12 protein-coding genes and 6 tRNA genes are annotated in these 15,369 nt (G+C 65.3%); 13 read left to right on the forward strand and 5 right to left on the reverse strand.

Going from position 1 to position 15,369, the window contains the following annotated elements; translation table 11 throughout:
• Positions 1 to 32: 32 nt before the first annotated feature.
• Entirely contained in the window at positions 33 to 3,800 is a 3,768-nt protein-coding gene (locus IEZ09_RS17525) for a hypothetical protein (protein ID WP_189254780.1), read from the reverse strand.
• Between the two features lie 363 nt (positions 3,801 to 4,163).
• Here IEZ09_RS17525 and IEZ09_RS47885 point away from each other — a divergent pair, with 363 nt between their 5' ends.
• Entirely contained in the window at positions 4,164 to 4,532 is a 369-nt protein-coding gene (locus tag IEZ09_RS47885; RefSeq protein ID WP_189254781.1) for a helix-turn-helix domain-containing protein, read from the forward strand.
• A 36-nt stretch (positions 4,533 to 4,568) separates the two neighbouring features.
• Entirely contained in the window at positions 4,569 to 5,753 is a 1,185-nt protein-coding gene (locus IEZ09_RS17535) for a tyrosine-type recombinase/integrase (RefSeq protein ID WP_189254782.1), read from the forward strand.
• A gap of 117 nt (positions 5,754 to 5,870) precedes the next feature.
• Here the strand turns inward: IEZ09_RS17535 and IEZ09_RS17540 are convergent.
• The 4 genes from IEZ09_RS17540 to IEZ09_RS17555 all read right to left on the reverse strand — a co-directional run bounded on the left by IEZ09_RS17540 (position 5,871) and on the right by IEZ09_RS17555 (position 7,858).
• A tRNA-Val gene (locus IEZ09_RS17540) sits at positions 5,871 to 5,942 on the reverse strand.
• Between the two features lie 56 nt (positions 5,943 to 5,998).
• Complete coding sequence (locus tag IEZ09_RS17545; protein WP_189254783.1) at positions 5,999 to 6,421, reverse strand: TIGR02611 family protein; 423 nt, start codon at positions 6,419 to 6,421, stop codon at positions 5,999 to 6,001.
• A gap of 22 nt (positions 6,422 to 6,443) precedes the next feature.
• Positions 6,444 to 7,226 (reverse strand): anti-sigma factor, encoded by a 783-nt coding sequence (locus IEZ09_RS17550; protein WP_189254784.1) that lies wholly within the window; start codon positions 7,224 to 7,226, stop codon positions 6,444 to 6,446.
• Positions 7,223 to 7,858: an RNA polymerase sigma factor gene (locus IEZ09_RS17555; RefSeq protein WP_229812656.1), complete on the reverse strand. Its 636-nt coding sequence runs from the start codon at positions 7,856 to 7,858 to the stop codon at positions 7,223 to 7,225. Before IEZ09_RS17555 ends, IEZ09_RS17550 begins: the two co-directional genes overlap by 4 nt.
• Positions 7,859 to 8,123: 265 nt before the next feature.
• Here IEZ09_RS17555 and IEZ09_RS17560 point away from each other — a divergent pair, with 265 nt between their 5' ends.
• The 11 genes from IEZ09_RS17560 to IEZ09_RS17605 all read left to right on the forward strand — a co-directional run bounded on the left by IEZ09_RS17560 (position 8,124) and on the right by IEZ09_RS17605 (position 15,343).
• Complete coding sequence (locus IEZ09_RS17560) at positions 8,124 to 8,549, forward strand: SsgA family sporulation/cell division regulator (RefSeq protein ID WP_030466274.1); 426 nt, start codon at positions 8,124 to 8,126, stop codon at positions 8,547 to 8,549.
• A gap of 107 nt (positions 8,550 to 8,656) precedes the next feature.
• Positions 8,657 to 8,729: transfer RNA gene (locus tag IEZ09_RS17565), tRNA-Gly, on the forward strand.
• Between the two features lie 42 nt (positions 8,730 to 8,771).
• Positions 8,772 to 8,843: transfer RNA gene (locus IEZ09_RS17570), tRNA-Cys, on the forward strand.
• 1 nt (position 8,844) lies between these two features.
• Positions 8,845 to 8,916: transfer RNA gene (locus tag IEZ09_RS17575), tRNA-Val, on the forward strand.
• 184 nt (positions 8,917 to 9,100) lie between these two features.
• Positions 9,101 to 9,173, forward strand: a tRNA-Gly gene (locus IEZ09_RS17580).
• A 1-nt stretch (position 9,174) separates the two neighbouring features.
• Positions 9,175 to 9,246: transfer RNA gene (locus IEZ09_RS17585), tRNA-Val, on the forward strand.
• A gap of 161 nt (positions 9,247 to 9,407) precedes the next feature.
• Positions 9,408 to 10,016 carry a TIR domain-containing protein gene (locus IEZ09_RS17590; protein ID WP_189254786.1) on the forward strand — a complete coding sequence of 203 codons (609 nt, stop codon included), beginning with the start codon at positions 9,408 to 9,410 and terminating at the stop codon, positions 10,014 to 10,016.
• Positions 10,001 to 11,641, forward strand: coding sequence for a KGGVGR-motif variant AAA ATPase (locus IEZ09_RS17595; RefSeq protein ID WP_189254787.1), 1,641 nt, complete (start codon positions 10,001 to 10,003; stop codon positions 11,639 to 11,641). Before IEZ09_RS17590 ends, IEZ09_RS17595 begins: the two co-directional genes overlap by 16 nt.
• Positions 11,642 to 11,652: 11 nt before the next feature.
• Complete coding sequence (locus IEZ09_RS46495; RefSeq protein WP_229812657.1) at positions 11,653 to 11,868, forward strand: hypothetical protein; 216 nt, start codon at positions 11,653 to 11,655, stop codon at positions 11,866 to 11,868.
• On the forward strand, positions 11,865 to 12,257 hold the full coding sequence (locus IEZ09_RS46500) for a hypothetical protein (protein WP_229812658.1): 393 nt from the start codon (positions 11,865 to 11,867) through the stop codon (positions 12,255 to 12,257). The genes IEZ09_RS46495 and IEZ09_RS46500 overlap by 4 nt, the downstream gene beginning before the upstream one ends.
• The gene (locus IEZ09_RS17605; protein ID WP_189254788.1) at positions 12,254 to 15,343 is read left to right on the forward strand and encodes a helicase HerA domain-containing protein; all 3,090 of its coding nucleotides are present in this window, start codon (positions 12,254 to 12,256) and stop codon (positions 15,341 to 15,343) included. The genes IEZ09_RS46500 and IEZ09_RS17605 overlap by 4 nt, the downstream gene beginning before the upstream one ends.
• The last annotated feature ends 26 nt before the right edge of the window (positions 15,344 to 15,369 follow it).

The following is a 15,369-nucleotide window of genomic DNA, read 5'->3' on the forward strand; positions in this document are numbered from 1 at the left end:
TCAGAACATCGTCGAGGCGCGCATCTCGGCGATCAGTCAGGGAGGCCGCGCCGAAGCCGTTCCGCTCTCTCGTCCACCTGGCGCGCGTAGTGCTCGTAGGACTCCGCAAGGCTGCGGAGAACTCCACGCGTTCGTGGCCAGTCCGCGGACTCAGCAGCAAGTCCTCGGTACCGCTGCGCCAGATCCCGTTCCTGTGTCCCGCCCTCGGTCGCTCCCCTGGAGGTGAAGCCGCGTTTGTTGAAGATGCCCATTTCGAGACCGCGATCGATCGCGTCGCTCTGAAGCTCTTCAAGCAGGTCGCGAACCGCGCGTGGAGGGAACAGGCCGTCCTGGTCCGGCGGCGCGTAGGCCAGTATCTGACCGATGTGGCTGTCTCCCGACTCCAATCGGGCCGCCTCGCTCAACCGGTCACGGGCTCCGTTCACCCAGGTTCGAAGCAGCTCAATCTCGACAGTCCCGGCAGAACCGATGCCTGGACAGCGGCGCCATGCGTAGAGAACTTCGTATGCGCGAGCTGCGATACGCCGCCTTTCCTCGGACAGTGCCTGTGAACCGTCCGGTTCCTCGTCCTCCCTCCGGTAGACGCGGCAGATGAGTTCTACGAAGAACGAAGGCTCCTCGCTGAGCGTTGCGTGCAGAGTGGGGGCACCGCCCCCGGCGTCGAGCAGAGGGAAGAGCTGCCACTCGAGGTTCGCCAGCTGCTGGGCTCCGATGAACTCTCGATGCCTGGCCAGGAACTCGAAGATCCGGTGGAAGTCATAGTTCGACAACTGTTGGAACTCGGGCGGAATCGCGGACTGTTCGAGCAGGCTGACCAGGACTCGCACGGTGAGTTCGGCGATCTCCGCGGCGTCGATTTCTTCGGCATGGTGAGACACCAGCTGTAGCGCGGCGACAAGCCGGCGGGCGGTGAGCAAGCCGTGGAGCGCGGTGATGATGTGTTCGGGAGAGTTGTCAACGTCGTAGTGGTTGAAGTTCGCCCAGTAGTGCTCAGCAGCTGCCGGCAGGTCCTCCAGTGCCTTCCATGCTGAGGGAGGGTCAGACGCGGCATTGAGGATGATCGCCTGTACCGATGGCTCGTTGGTCTCAGCAAGGAGTTCGTCGCGCAGCGAGACGCCACCGGCGAACAATCGAGTTTGCAGATACGCAACAGCGACCTGCCGATTGGGAGAGTCCGGTTCGGCGAGCCGGGTGAGCATCTCCGAGTCGAAGCCACTCGCCTGGTCGGCGAGAGCTCTGCCGATCAAGTACGGGTAGTCGGTAGTTCCGGCAAGAGCGTCGACGGCGGCCAGTCCACCGGACTCGAGGATCTCGCCCATCGCAGAGGCGCGCCGTCTCCGCGTTTCTTCTCCGAACGCGGCGAGGTCGGACGGTCGTTTCTGATCTGGCATCACGATGTGGGCGCTCTTGAACAGCCAAGCCAAGCGCAGAACTGGCGCCTGCGGCTCCAGGCTAGCCAGCACTTGGTCGAGCGTTTGCAGCTCTCCCTCTGGCAGAGCCCAGTCGGAGCCGCTGAACCCGCGGTGCTGCCCGATCTTGAACCGCAGGGCATCGGCCAGTTGAGCGCGAACCTCGTCGTCCGCGACATCGCTGACGGCGGTGAGCTTCGTTGCGACGGCGGCCCTGTGCGTCGGCGAGATGCGGTCGAGCTTGTCGATGAGCGGCAAAAGTCGCGCGGGGTCGTCACCGCAGTCGTCCAGCAGTAGATCGACAACTCCAGCGACGTTCTCCCGAAACTGCTGCCTGGTGATCAGCTGCTCTCGCTTCCAGTCGCGGTACTTAGGCGTGCTGTGCGGCGACTGGAAGCCGTGCGAGTTGGGAATCAGCGTGACCAGAAGCGCCCGGATGGGGTCAAGAGTGTTTCGTAGTAGTCGCTTGAGGGCCTTGAGCCGGTGCGCGGACTCGGCGCTGGTCTCAGGGTGCCAGCAGCTGAAGATCTCCTCGAGGCTGCGGGCCGGTCGGTTGGACCAGGAGCCGCCCGGATCGATAGCCGCGAGCTTGGCCAGGATGTCGACGGCGTCATCGAAGTGATCGGGCGACCAAGCGAGTACTTCCAGAGCGCGGATGAACCCCAGGTGTGGGGACTGAGAAGGGAAGCCGATTCTCGTAGGTGGCCGGTCGGCGAACATCGCGCTGTGCAGAGGCACCTCTCCCTGCAATCCGGGGCGCATCGCCTGAATGAACTCCGCAGGTGCAGCTTCTGCGAGGTTTGACAGCAGGTCGCTGAGCGATCCCCACAGGCCGTACGTGCTGTCCTCGTTGGCCAAGGCAAACAACCTGCTGAGCACTCGTCGTGCGACGTCGGATCCGGTCGCACCGCCAGCGAGCGTGACGAGCTCGCCGCTGGCACCGAGCATCGCGAGCGTTCGAGCGATGCCACGGCGGAGGGACGCTGAGTACCGGCTCGAGAGGTCGTTGGCGTTTACGAACCCGAACTGATCACGTTGTGGCTGGACCTCGCTGAGCACCTGCAGTGCGATGGTCTCGAACTGGTCGAGATCCGCGGCGGTGAGATGGGGAGCTATCAGATCCCAGGAGTCGTCCGGTGCGACTACATGCCACTGCTCGTGCAGGGCACCGAGAAATGGGTCATCGGTGCCGCTGGCAGCAGGGCGGCTCGCATCCTGGAACTCGGCGTAGGACAAGCCGATGAACTGCTCGACCGCACTGCGGTCCGCCGAGTGTTGGCCGTCCCAGCTGCCAAGAAGAAGCTGACGACGGAGGATCAATGAGGGTGATCGTGCCCAACTCGGCACCAACGTGTCGGGATATCTGGCTAGAGCGCGCCGCAAGGCGGGGACGCTACGGCGTGCAAGCGTACCGAGCGCATAGGCACGTTCGTGGTCGAAGTCGTTGTCGAGCAGCAGTTGAGCAACGATCTCGCCATCGATGCGGGGAACCTCGACCTTGGCCTTCGCACCAACCACAGCCGGTACGACCAGCCGGTGCTTGTGGGAGAGGGGGATGTTCGACACCAGCTCCGCGTCTCCGACGACGAGCACAAGAGGTTCAGGTCGGTCGAGCAGCTGGAGCAGAGCGTCTCGCGAAGAGACGAACAGAGTTCTGGCAGCGACCTGATCCGATGCCGGCACGGTCTGCAGCGCGGCGGCGACGAACGCTCGAAGTTCATCGCCTCGAACTCCACCTCCGACAGTGATGATCGTCTGCTCGGACTTGATGGCGCTCAGAAGGTCAGCCGCAGCGGTCTCCCGCCCAGCCAGAACAACTGGCGCATCGAGCGGCACCGTCGTCGACGGCAACCAGACGCTGTCCCACCAGAGTTGTGCGTCATGGACACCTGGAACGGACTTTCCGAGGCGTTCGGCCAGCCACGCAGTCGTTGCAGGCGCTGCTTCCAACCAGGTGTGAAGATCATCGACGTTGTAGGCCAGGATATCCCGCCAACGTCCTTCGGCACGGCGATCGTTAGCCCAACGCGAAGCCTTCGTCCAGGGCCTCAGCCCGACCTGGATGTAGGTGATGTCGCTGGGGTCTTCTCCGTCCGGTCCGGCGAGGCGCTTGCTGTAGTCGCTGTCTGCCTTCGTCTGAGCAGCTTGTTCAACCGACAGCTCCCAGACCGACATGCCTTCGGGCACGAAGGTGGTTCGGCTGCCAGCGACGACGATGCCGTCGAACCCGCCTGCAGACGTACCTGAACCGCCAGGCAGGTGGAGCCTGGTGATGTCGCGTCCGGTTTCCGCGATGAGACGGCGTACGAGGAGCGGTAGATCGGTGTCGAAGCCCGGCGCGCTTGCAGCGGCCAGGAGGTCTTCCCGACTGATGGACGGCCACGGTGCCATCCGAAAACGGTAACAATCACCACCGACAAAAACGGGTAGCGCCGGGCGCGCCGGACATCGTGCACAGCTGCTTCAACCTCTGGCATCCCGCAGCCGAGCGTTCACGAGTGGCCACCTACCGGCAGCTCGACAAAAAGTTCCTTCGAGGTTGTCCCCTCGAGCTCTGCAGGTCGGAGTTCAGGGGTGTCATCCGCGCCTTCGCCTCAGCAGGGCGTGCCCGGCTTGAAGGGGGCACCCGTGACTCGACACCGCCAACGCCGCCAAGCTGGCGATCAAGCGCTGGAACCGCCTCCAGTGGTCTTTTCGTCTGCCTGTGATTCAACCGCACGCGTTCGAGGCCAATCTTCAGAACCGCCACAGCCAGTGGATGAGTCGGTCTGCGATAGGTATGGTGCAGGCACCGGATCTCATCCGGTAGCGGGCCATGCAGCGGCCGATTCTGCGCAGATCTTGTATACCCCCGCCCAAGCTGCCGAGCTGTTGCAGATACGGGAGTCCTGGCTGCGGCGACGCGCTGCCCGAAGGTCAGTGCCGTGCACATTTCTTGGTAAGCACCTGCGCTTCTCACGGCAAGATCTTGAGGGAGTCGTTGCGGCCGCTGCACAGCCTGAAGGTGCCACGGCACGTTCTCGCCACAGCTCGTCCACCAGCGGCCGGGTGGCCGGAAGGCAGTCTGCTCGTCCTCGTCTTCCAAGCAAGTCAAGACGTCGCCCGCCTGATGAACACATTTAGGTTGCTCTTTTCCTTAAAACGAGCGTTCATCTGACCGTGCTGATTTGGCACATTCGGTCAGGCCTTCGAAAGGGAAAAGCAATGGCTTGGGTTGAAAAGCATGGTTGCGATTGGCGTGTCCGCTATCGACTCGATGACGGAACCGTCTTCTCGGAAAAGGGCTTCCAAACAGAAGCTGCAGCGAACGAACGTGCTGCGGACGTGGAGTCTGACCAGCGGCGGCAGCAGTTTGCCGACCCGCGGCTGGCGAAGACCACGATCGACGAGTGGATCCGGGCATGGTCGGACGCGCACGGCGTCACCGAGATGACGTGGTCAACCTACAGCTCGCACATCCGCAACCACATCCTGCCCCGCTGGTCCGGCACAGCGCTCGGCGACATTGCGCGGATCAAGGTGAAGGGCTGGGTGAACAATACACTCCGCAAGAACCTCGCGGACAAGAGCGCGAAGGACATCCTCGTGCTCTTCTCGCAGATCCTTGCTGAAGCTGTTGACGAGCAGCTGATCGGCTCGAACCCGTGCCGGAAGTTGCGGATCAACTTCGAGGACGCGCCCGAACGCCCACATGCCAGCACCGACGAGGTGGATGCGTTGGCGGGCAGGATGCGGCCCGACGACGGGCTGCTGACGATCACCGCTGCCTACACCGGCATGCGATGGGGGGAGCTGGCCGGGCTGCAGTGGATCAGGACCTACCTGGACGAGAACCCGAGGCTCGTGGTCGACCCGAAGTTCGGTGCGCTGCACGAGGTTCGTGGACAGAAGCTGGTGCTGGGCCCACCAAAGACTCCAGCCAGTGCCCGCGAAGTGCATCTGCCGCCGTTCCTCGTCGAGGAGCTGCTCGCGCACCGCAAGCGCAACCCGGACTCCAGGTTCGTGTTTCCCGGAGTCCGGGGTGCGTTGCGTCGGCGGTCCAACTTCAGGCAGCGCGTGTGGTTGCCCGCGCTGGCCGGCAGCGAGGCACTCGGGTGGGCTCCGCTCAATCAGGAGATGCACTTCCACGATCTACGGCACACCCACGAGACTTGGCTCGTCGAGGACGGCGTGCCGCGCGTGCTGCGGCTCGAACGGCTGGGGCACAAGCGCAAGGACGTCGACGACGACTACTCGCATGTGACTGACGTCATGATCAGCAGGATGTTGGAGCGGCTGCAGCGCCGCTGGGAGGAGGACGGCGGGTGGAGCTGGATCATGGAAGGACTGGACGAAGCGGTGTGAACGTTTAGGTATCGCAAATGTGTTCAGGAGCCCGTGCTCCCAATTTGCTCCCAACGCAACGCAAACGGCCCGCCGATGGAATCATCGACAGGCCGTCTGACTAGGTAAAACACACTGTGGGCGATACTGGGATCGAACCAGTGACCTCTTCGGTGTGAACGAAGCGCTCTCCCGCTGAGCTAAACGCCCGTGTTCTGTTGTCTTGCTGTCCCGCTCTCGCGGTGTGGCCATAGCTTACAACATCATCAACGAGAACCAAAAATCGGGCTCTGCAACCAGCTCCACTCGGCGCCGAACCAGCCGCCGACCAGCGCGAACACGTTGAGGAGGTAGCAGGTGGCCAGCACGATGGCGCAGACGCCGGCCATCACCAGGCCGCGGACCCAGGACGGTTGGCGCTTCAGCCACTCGACCCAGCGGTCGTAGTAGCGCTTGGCGAACTTGAGGACGCGGCCCGCCCACTCGAACTCCGTCGCGAGGATCGCCAGGCCCGCGAAGACCACCAGCCAGCCCGGGCCGGGGTACGGGATCATGATGATGCCCGCGATCAGCACCAGGCCGCCGATCACGCCCACGCCGATGCGGTAGGCCAGGTTCAGCGCCGGGTTGCGGTGGAACCAGTGGCGCCAGCCCTTGTGTTCGTCGGGCTTCACGTCGGGCTTCGTCATGTGTCGATCATCCTGTTGGGACTCAGGCTGGTGCAACCTGGCCGCCTGCCAGCACCTCCGAGGGCGTTGTCGGAGGCTGGCGGCCCGGTTCCAGCGATACTGCGAACGTCGTGTGTTTGTGCGCGTCGGGGGACCAGGTCAGCAGTTGCGGGTCGGTCGAGCCCGTGCGCACGTCGAACGTTGCCAACGGTACCGGCGGTTTCGTACTTGCACCCCAAACCACGTAAACGTGGCCCGAGTCGTTCGGCTTGAGGTTCAGCGGCATCACGGCGCCGGAGGTCGGGCTCGAGAGCACGATGGCCACCTTGTCGCCGGAGCCCGTGCGCAGGATCGCCCTGGCCGTGGTCGGGTCGGCGGCCAGGGTCAGGGCCTTGTTCAGCTCGTTCGTGCGGGCCTGGGACGCCGTCACCTCGTTCGACAGCTGGTTCACGCGGATGCCCAGGTAGCCGCCGCCGGCCAGGACGGCCAGGGCCGCTGCGGCGGCCAGCAGCGTGCGGCCGGTGCGGCGGCGGTGTTGCGGGCGCAGCGGGGTCGGGGCCGCGTGGCGCGGGCGGTGCGGGGTGGGCACTTCCTGCGGGATGTGCTCGATCTGTTCCATCAGCCTCGCGCGCAGGCGGGGTGGTGGCTGTTCCTGGCGGACCGAGCCGCCGATGCCCGCGAGGACCTCCTGCGTCGACCGCACGGTGCGCTGGCAGGCGGGGCAGTTCGGCAGGTGGTCGCGGACCACCGCTTCCTCGTCCGGCTCCAAGGAGTGCATCGCCCAGCCGACGGCGAGCTCCTCGTGAGGGCACAACTCGCCGTTCACCGGTTTGCTCCTGTCGTCTTTGCTCCTGTCGTCTCGCCGGTCTCGCCGGCCCACAAGTTCCCCAACGTGCCTCTCAGGCGTCTGATCGCCGCGAACGTGCGCGACTTCACAGTTCCCAGCGGCACGCCTGTCAGCTTCGCCACCTCGCACTGGGTGTAGCCGCCCAGGTAGGCCAGTGCGATGACTTGGCGCTGCTCTTCCGGCAACGTCCGCAGTGCCGCCCTGACCTCGGCGCTCACCACGCTCACCAGCGCCTGGTGGTCTGAGCCCTCCGCGGGTGGTGAGACGTCGTCGGTGAGGGGAACAGTCCGGCGGCGCTGTGTGTTTTCCTTGCGTACGGCGTCCACCGCGCGGTGGTGCACCAAAGTCATCAACCAGGTGCCGAAACTTCCGCGCGTGGGGTCGAACCTGGCAGGGTGCCGCCAGAGCGCGAGGAAAGCCTCCTGGACGACGTCCTCGGCCAGTTCCGGGTCTACGCAGATGCGTCTGGCCAGCGAATATGCTGGTGTGCCGTACCTGTCGTACAGCGCACCGAACGCTGGCCGATCGCCCTGTGCGAGCCTTTGCACGAGCTCGAAATCGGTCGGCCGGCCGTCGCATGGCGCAACGGGCGGGCCGGGCGAGTCAGCCACCAGAGATGTCCTCACGTACAACATTCGCGCACATTCGCGCAACAGTCGGTACCGGGTTCAGGTTAGACCCAGCAAGATGGGGGTCGCTGTACGCGGACTAAGAGCGAGGAGGACACGCAGCGCGTGCAGACGGTCGCCCTGCGCAGCGAAGCTGACCCGATGGGGTGATCTGCGTTCGAATCGCGAGCGTTCCTCGCCACATGCACGTCACAACTGAGGTGCTCGGTCGTTTCATGGACCGGGAAGGGAGAAGAGGGTAACGACGATGCGCAACGACCACGTGACGCTCCGCTCGACAGCGGTCTTCGACCTGCTGGCGCCGAGGACCCCTGCGGTTCCGGTCCAGGTGGAGCTGCGATACGACACGAAGGACCCGTACGCGGTCGTGGCCGCGTTCCGCACCGGCCGTGCCGGTTGGGTCGAGTGGGTGTTCGCCCGCGACCTGCTCGCCGACGGCCTCATCGCCGACGCCGGCGACGGCGACGTCCGGATCCGGCCCGCCGCCGACGACCCCGAGGTCGTCGTGATCGAGCTGAGCTCGCCGTCCGGGCACGCCATGTTCGAGGCGTCCGCGCAGGAACTCGCCGACTTCCTCGACCGGACCTACGACGTCGTCGTGCCGGGCAACGAGCACCTGTGGGTCAACGTCGACGAGGCGCTCACGCACCTCATCTCGAACGACCTGAGCTGAATCATCCGAGGTAGGGGGCCCGTGAACGCGGTGCGGGTACCCCCGGTGAAACCCGCTTGAACCCCTCGTATAAGGTTTGTTTCAACATCACGAAGTCAGTGATGTACGCGGATGTAGCGCAGTTGGTAGCGCATCACCTTGCCAAGGTGAGGGTCGCGAGTTCGAGTCTCGTCATCCGCTCTGTGAGTCTCCGGTGGGCAACCACTGTGGACTCATGCTCCTGGCGGAGTGGCCGAGTGGCTTAGGCAAGGGCCTGCAAAGCCCTGTACACGGGTTCGATTCCCGTCTCCGCCTCGGACGATTAGCTCAGCGGGAGAGCACTACCTTGACACGGTAGGGGTCACTGGTTCAATCCCAGTATCGTCCATGTGGATCATCAACGGGGCCAGGTGCACATCGCACCTGGCCCCGTTGCCGTTCCGCGGTCGCCTTCGTCTGCCGTGCCGCCGGCCTCGCCACGCCCAAGATCAGCCGATTTGGAAGTTCAGGGGACCGTCGGATAAAGTTCTCCTCGCACCACGGGAAACCCGCCAGGGAAACCCACGGCGCACGCGGATGTAGCGCAGTTGGTAGCGCATCACCTTGCCAAGGTGAGGGTCGCGAGTTCGAGTCTCGTCATCCGCTCGGACGATTAGCTCAGCGGGAGAGCACTACCTTGACACGGTAGGGGTCACTGGTTCAATCCCAGTATCGTCCACTCACCCGAGAAGCCCTCGATCGAACATGATCGAGGGCTTCTCGCTGTTCGCGGTCCGCCGCCGCAGCCGCCAGCTTTTGTCCAATTTTTGGACAGAACGCGCGAAAGCGTCCACTTTTTTGTCTTTTATCACCGGGTGACCGCATCTACCGTTGGTCGCTGTGTCCGGCTACCTGTTCGATTTCTTCATCAGCTACAGCCGCCAGGGCAGTGTGCAGAAATGGCTGCTGAACCACTTCTACAACAAACTCGTCGAGTGCCTCGCCGACGAGTGTGCGCCCGCGCCCAGGGTGTACATGGACCGCCACATGCCCCGAGCGGTGGACTGGTCGCACAACCTGCGGACCTCGCTGCGGCACAGCAAGATCATGATCCAGGTGATGACGCCGCACTACTTCAGGTCCGGCTGGTGCATGTCGGAGCTGCAGAGCATGCGCGCGAGGGAAGAGATGCTCGGGTTCGCCAGCGCCAAGATCCCGCAGGGGTTGATATATCCGATCGTCTACTCGGACTGCGAGGACTTGCGGGACGAGGAGCGGATGCGCAAATGGCACGACTTCAAGGAATACGCACATCCCGATCCGGTCTATCAGCAGACGGTCGAATACATCCACTTCCACAAAGAAGTGAAACAGCTGGCGCGTGATCTGGTCGAGCTCGCGAGCTGGGTTCCTGACTGGCAGGAGGACTGGCCGATCGTGGAACTCCCTGATCCGATCGTCACCCGCCGCACCCCCTTACCGAGGTTCGAGCCATGTCCGGAACCGTGATCACGTTCTACTCCTACAAAGGCGGCGTCGGACGCAGTTTCACCTTGGCCAACACGGCGGTGCTGCTCGCGCGCTGGGGTTACCGGGTGCTGGCAATCGATTGGGACCTGGAGGCGCCGGGGCTGCATCTCTACTTCCACCCGCATCTTTCCCGGATGCCCGAGAGCGGTGTGGTCGACCTCGCGCACGAGTTCGTCCAGAAAGCTGCGGCACCTGCCGCGCACACGGTTCGAGTCGACGTCGAAGGCGGCGTGCTCGACCTGATGGCCGCGGGCAAGGTCGTGGGCCACAAGCTGGACGCCTCGTACACGTACCGGCTGCAGGAGATTGACTGGGAGGACCTGTACGACGAGGGGTTCGCGGAGTTCCTGGAGGAACGCCGCGAAGAGTGGATCGCCCAGTACGACTTCGTGCTGATCGACAGCCGGACCGGTGTCTCGGACGTCGCCCGGATCTGCACCGCACAGCTGCCTGATCGGCTGGTGGTGGTGTTCACCGCGAACGATCAGAACCTCAACGACGTCGTCGACATCGCCCATCTCGCGGACCAGGCCAGGGACCGGTTGCCCTACGACCGGCCGCGGCACCAGGTGATGCCGGTGCTGTCCCGTCTCGACAACCGGATGGAGTACCAGCGCGCCGAGGAGTGGCAGCAGAAGTGCGCGGGCGTGGTCGCGCCCCTGTTCCGCAACTGGCTGGTCAAGGGCGTTACGTCCGAACAGATGTTGCGGCATCTGACTGTGCCGTACATCTCCTACTGGAGCTTCGGCGAGCTCCTGCCCGTGATGGTCGAGAATCCTCCGTCGTCCGACCAGATCTCATTCGCGTTGGAGACGGTCGCCGCGGTGATCGCGCAAGAGTTCGACCGGACCGATCTGCTGGCCGACAACCGCGATGCCTACGTGGCGGCTGCTCGCTCGCGGCGCCGCAAGTTCGACCTCGACCTGTTGGTGTCCTCTCCGAGGACGTTGTGGCGCACGAGTACCGAGCTGATCACCGAGCTGCGGCTGCTCGGGGTGAAGGTCGACAGGTCGGTCTCCGGCGATCCGGAGATCCTCGATCAGACGGGCGACCCCGCAGAGCACCTGTGTCTCGTCATCGACGGAGCGTTGAGCAGGTGGCAGCTCACCGAAGCCGAACGGTTCGCGCGCCGCGCACTCGGCCCGGACGGCGCACAGCGGCAAATGTTCTGTCTGGTCACACGTGGCACGAACCGAGAGCTGCTGCCGGGGTTCCTGCGCAATCTCCGGCACTTCGAGTTCGAGCCGGCCGTGCGGCCGGTGCCGGTGGCCAGGGAACTGCACGACCTCATCAGGGCAACCCCCGCGCCGCAGGCCGAGCCGGACCACGAGGCGTTGAGGGACGCCGAGGCGGCTCTGCGCGAGCTGCCGGAGCAGCTGCCGTATGCCGGGAGGTTCGCGCTCGTCGAGGAAACGGTGCGCGGCATGGCCAGCGCGTTCGACGACGGCGACATGGATCTGCTCCGGGATCGGTCAGCTGATCTCCTGCTCCTCAACAGGCCGCACCGCAACGGGACCGGGGTGACCGTGCCACCACAGCTGCGCACCGAGGTGAGTGCGCTGCTCGCCCGGATCGAGCGACGAATCAACGCGTTCACGGACTGAAAGGCGGCGTGATGCCGGAGAAGTACGCAACCAGCGCCAAGTCGGCACTGATGGTCGTGATGCTGGCCAATCGTGAAGTGCCGAACGTGGAGCTGAAGGACACCTACAAGATCTCGCTCCTGCCCAAGGACCGTGACGTGTTGAACCGCGACAAGCTCCTGGAGACGTTGAAGGAGGCCGGCGGTACGTCCACAGGATCACCGACAGGGGCATCGACTGGTGCATGACCCACCTGGTCGAGAGCGAGCTGCCGTCACGGGTGGGACCGCAGGCCCGAGTGAACCAGGAACTGTTGCGGCGCATCGTCCCGTTTCTGCGGGAACGCGGTCTGCTGGCCGAGGCGATCCGGTCGAGGGGCCTCGAGGAGCTGATCCGGCAGGTGTACCTGGAGCTGGGCGACGGCTACCAGGACTGGGTCCGGCTGGCGAAGATTCGCCCGCGGCTGGGTGGCGCTGACCGCGACGAGGTGGACGAGACCCTGCTGAGGATGGTGAAAGCCGGCACCGCACACCTGGTTCCCGACTCCAACCGCAAGGTGCTCACCGAGGACGACCACGCGGCCGCGATCCGCATCGGCGGCGAGGACAAGCACCTCATGGCGATCGAGGAATCATGACCGAGCAATTGCGCGAGGCGCTGGCGGTCGTGCGTTTCAACTCCGCCGAGACCCCCGACGACGTCTGGCACGCCTCGCCGTTCCACATCGAAGGTCTGCACACCAGGGCCGAGCATCGCCTCCGGGCGGGCATCGCCGACGCACGTGCCAGCGTCGGACCGAGCATCGGTGGTCTGGTGCTGCAGGGGGAGAAGGGCGTCGGCAAGACGCACCTGCTGGGTTCGGTCCGCCGCATGGTGCAGGAGCAGGGCGGCTACTTCTTCCTCGTCGAGGTCACGTCGGGCAAGGCGTTCTGGGACGACGTCGCCGACGCCATGCGCAGCGAGCTGCGCCGTGCCAACGACGAGGGCGACATCCAGCTCACAGTGCTGCTGCGTCAGCTGTGCAGGGGAGCTGACGTGCCCGCTGACGTCGGCCGCGCGGTGGTAGGTGAAGCATCGCTCACACCGGAGCACCTGCGGACCTTCCTCGGTGGTCTTCGCACTGTGGACAGCAGGATCGCCGTGGAGTGCGGTGACACGATTCGCGCACTCGTGCTGTACGCCTCGGAGCACTCGGACGTGGGCAGGTCCTACCTGAAGGGCGTGGACGAGTCGAGCGAGGAACGGCGCCGCTGGGGCCTTCCAGCCGAGGCCAACCCGTCACGGACGCTCGTTCGCGACATCTCCCGCGTGCTCGCGATGACCGGACCGTGCGTCATCGCAGTCGACCAGCTCGACACGTTGGTCAACAAGGGAACGGACGTGACCGGCGAGGCGGTGACGAACCCCGAGCTGGTGCAGGAGATCGCCGACATCTCGGACGGTCTCATGCAGCTCCGTGAAACGACGCGCCGCACGATCACGGTGGTGGCCTGCCTGCCCAACACGTGGAAAATGCTGAAGTCGATCGCGAGCGACACCGTCGAGGACCGCTTCACCACGACCCCGATCCTCGCCTCGATCGCGGATCCTGCTCTCGGCAGGAACCTCGTCGAGAAGTGGCTCGGCGTGATGTACCGGCGTCACGGGATCGTGCCGCCGCACCCGACCTGGCCGGTGGCGCCGAGTGCGTTCGATCCGGCGAACTGGTCGGCTCGCACGCCACGCCAGCTGCTCAAGCGGGTGCATCAGCACGCGGAAGCCTGTTTGTACGGCGAGATCAGGGAATTGGGCTCGTTCGACGAGGCACTGCCGACCGAGGTCGCGGCCGCGCCGGTCGTCTCGGGACCGGAACCGGACTACATGGCGGAGTTCGACGCCAGGTTCGCGCACCTGAAGCAGACGGCCACGGTCACCGCGGCGGAAGTCAAGCCGTCCAACGAGGACGAGGTGCTGCCCGCATTGCTCCTGGCCGGGCTCAAGTCCTGGATCACCGAGGTCGGCAACGACGACCTGAAGTGGCATCCGGAACCGCACTCGGACGACATGCGGCTGCACGCCGGTCTGCGTCTGACCGTCAACGAGGAACTGGACACTCAGGAGCGTTGGGGTCTTCGGTTCATCGCCAGCAGCCACGGCAACCGGGTGCTGCGCAAGCTGCGCGACGCTCGCGACGCGGCAGAAGGAACCCGCGGAGCCCGCGGCAGGCACCTGATCATCATCCGCAACGGGCCCAAGGGCTGGACCGGTGCGGTGACCCGGCGGCTGGTCGCGGAGCTGGAGAGCGCGGGCGGACGGTGCGTGGACATCACGGACGACGACCTGAGGACGTTCAGTGCGCTGAAGGAGATCTGCTCGGTGCAGACCCATCAGCTGCTGGCGTGGCTCGTTGCCAGGAAACCCGCCAGCAGCACCACGTTCCTGCGGTCGGTGTTGCCGGATCAGGAACGGACGGCGGCAAGCCACCAGGAGACCCGTCCTCCGCCGCGGTCGCAGCGACCGGAGAGTCCTGACGAGATCGTTCTCGGGATGGACTCCGAGATCCGCATCGAGCTCGAGTCGCTGCGCAAGCACGCCATCGTCTTCGCGGGGTCCGGCAGCGGGAAGACGGTGCTGTTGCGCCGGATCGTCGAGGAGTGTGCGTTGCGCGGGGTTTCGGCGATCGTGCTGGATCCCAACAACGACCTGGCACGGCTCGGGGACGCGTGGCCAGAGGCGCCGGGGGAGTGGCGGGCAGGGGATGAGGCGAAGGCAGCCGAGTACCTCGCCGGCACGGAGGTCGTGGTGTGGACGCCCGGTCGGGTCAGTGGCCGGCCGTTGAGTTTTCACCCGCTGCCCGACTTCGCCGAGGTGCGGGACGACGAGGACGAGTTCGCCGCGGCGGTGGAGGCCGCGGTGGCGCGGTTGGTGCCGCATGCGCGGATCGCCAACGAGACCAAGTTCGCCGTTCGAGGCAGGGCGGTGCTGCGGGAGGCGCTCAAGCGTTATGCGCGATCGGATCGGCGGGACTTGACCGGGTTCGTCGAGTTGCTGGCCGAGTTGCCGGACGGTGTCAGCAAGCTGCACTCCGCGGCGGCCACGGCGGCTGATCTCGCGGAGACGTTGCGGGCCGCGATGGTCAACGATCCGTTGCTCGGCGGCGCAGGGGAACCGACTGATCCCGGGGTGTTGCTCCAGCCCTCGGCCGGCAAACGTGCGCGTGTCTCGGTGATCAGCTTCGTCGGGTTGCCGTCCGAGGAGCAGCGGCAGGGGTTCATCAGTCAGCTGCAGCTCGAGGTGTTCGCCTGGATCAAGCGCAATCCGGCGGTGGATCGGCCGCTCGGCGGGCTGATGGTGATGGACGAGGCGCAGACGATCGCGCCTTCCGCAGGGGCCACCGCCAGTCTGCAGACCACGATCCTGCTGGCCTCGCAGGCGCGCAAGTACGGGCTCGGGCTGGTGCTCGCCACGCAGGCGCCCAAGGGCGTGCACAACCAGGTGACGGGTAACGCCACCACGCAGTTCTTCGGGCGGCTGAACAGTCCTGCGCAGATCGCCGCGGCCACGGACATGGCGCGGGCCAAGGGGAGTTCGATCACGGACATCTCGAGGTTGGAGCGCGGGCAGTTCTACGTCACCGGGGACACGTTCGGGTTCCGGCGGATGCGGGCACCGCTGTGCCTCAGCCATCACCCGCCCAGTCCGTTGCGGCTCGAGGAAGTGGTCGAGCGGGCCAGGAAGCAGTGAGAAAGGGCGGTGTCCCCTCGGGGGCA

This window comes from Lentzea flava (genome assembly GCF_014648475.1).
Classification (GTDB): Bacteria; Actinomycetota; Actinomycetes; order Mycobacteriales; family Pseudonocardiaceae; genus Lentzea; species Lentzea flava.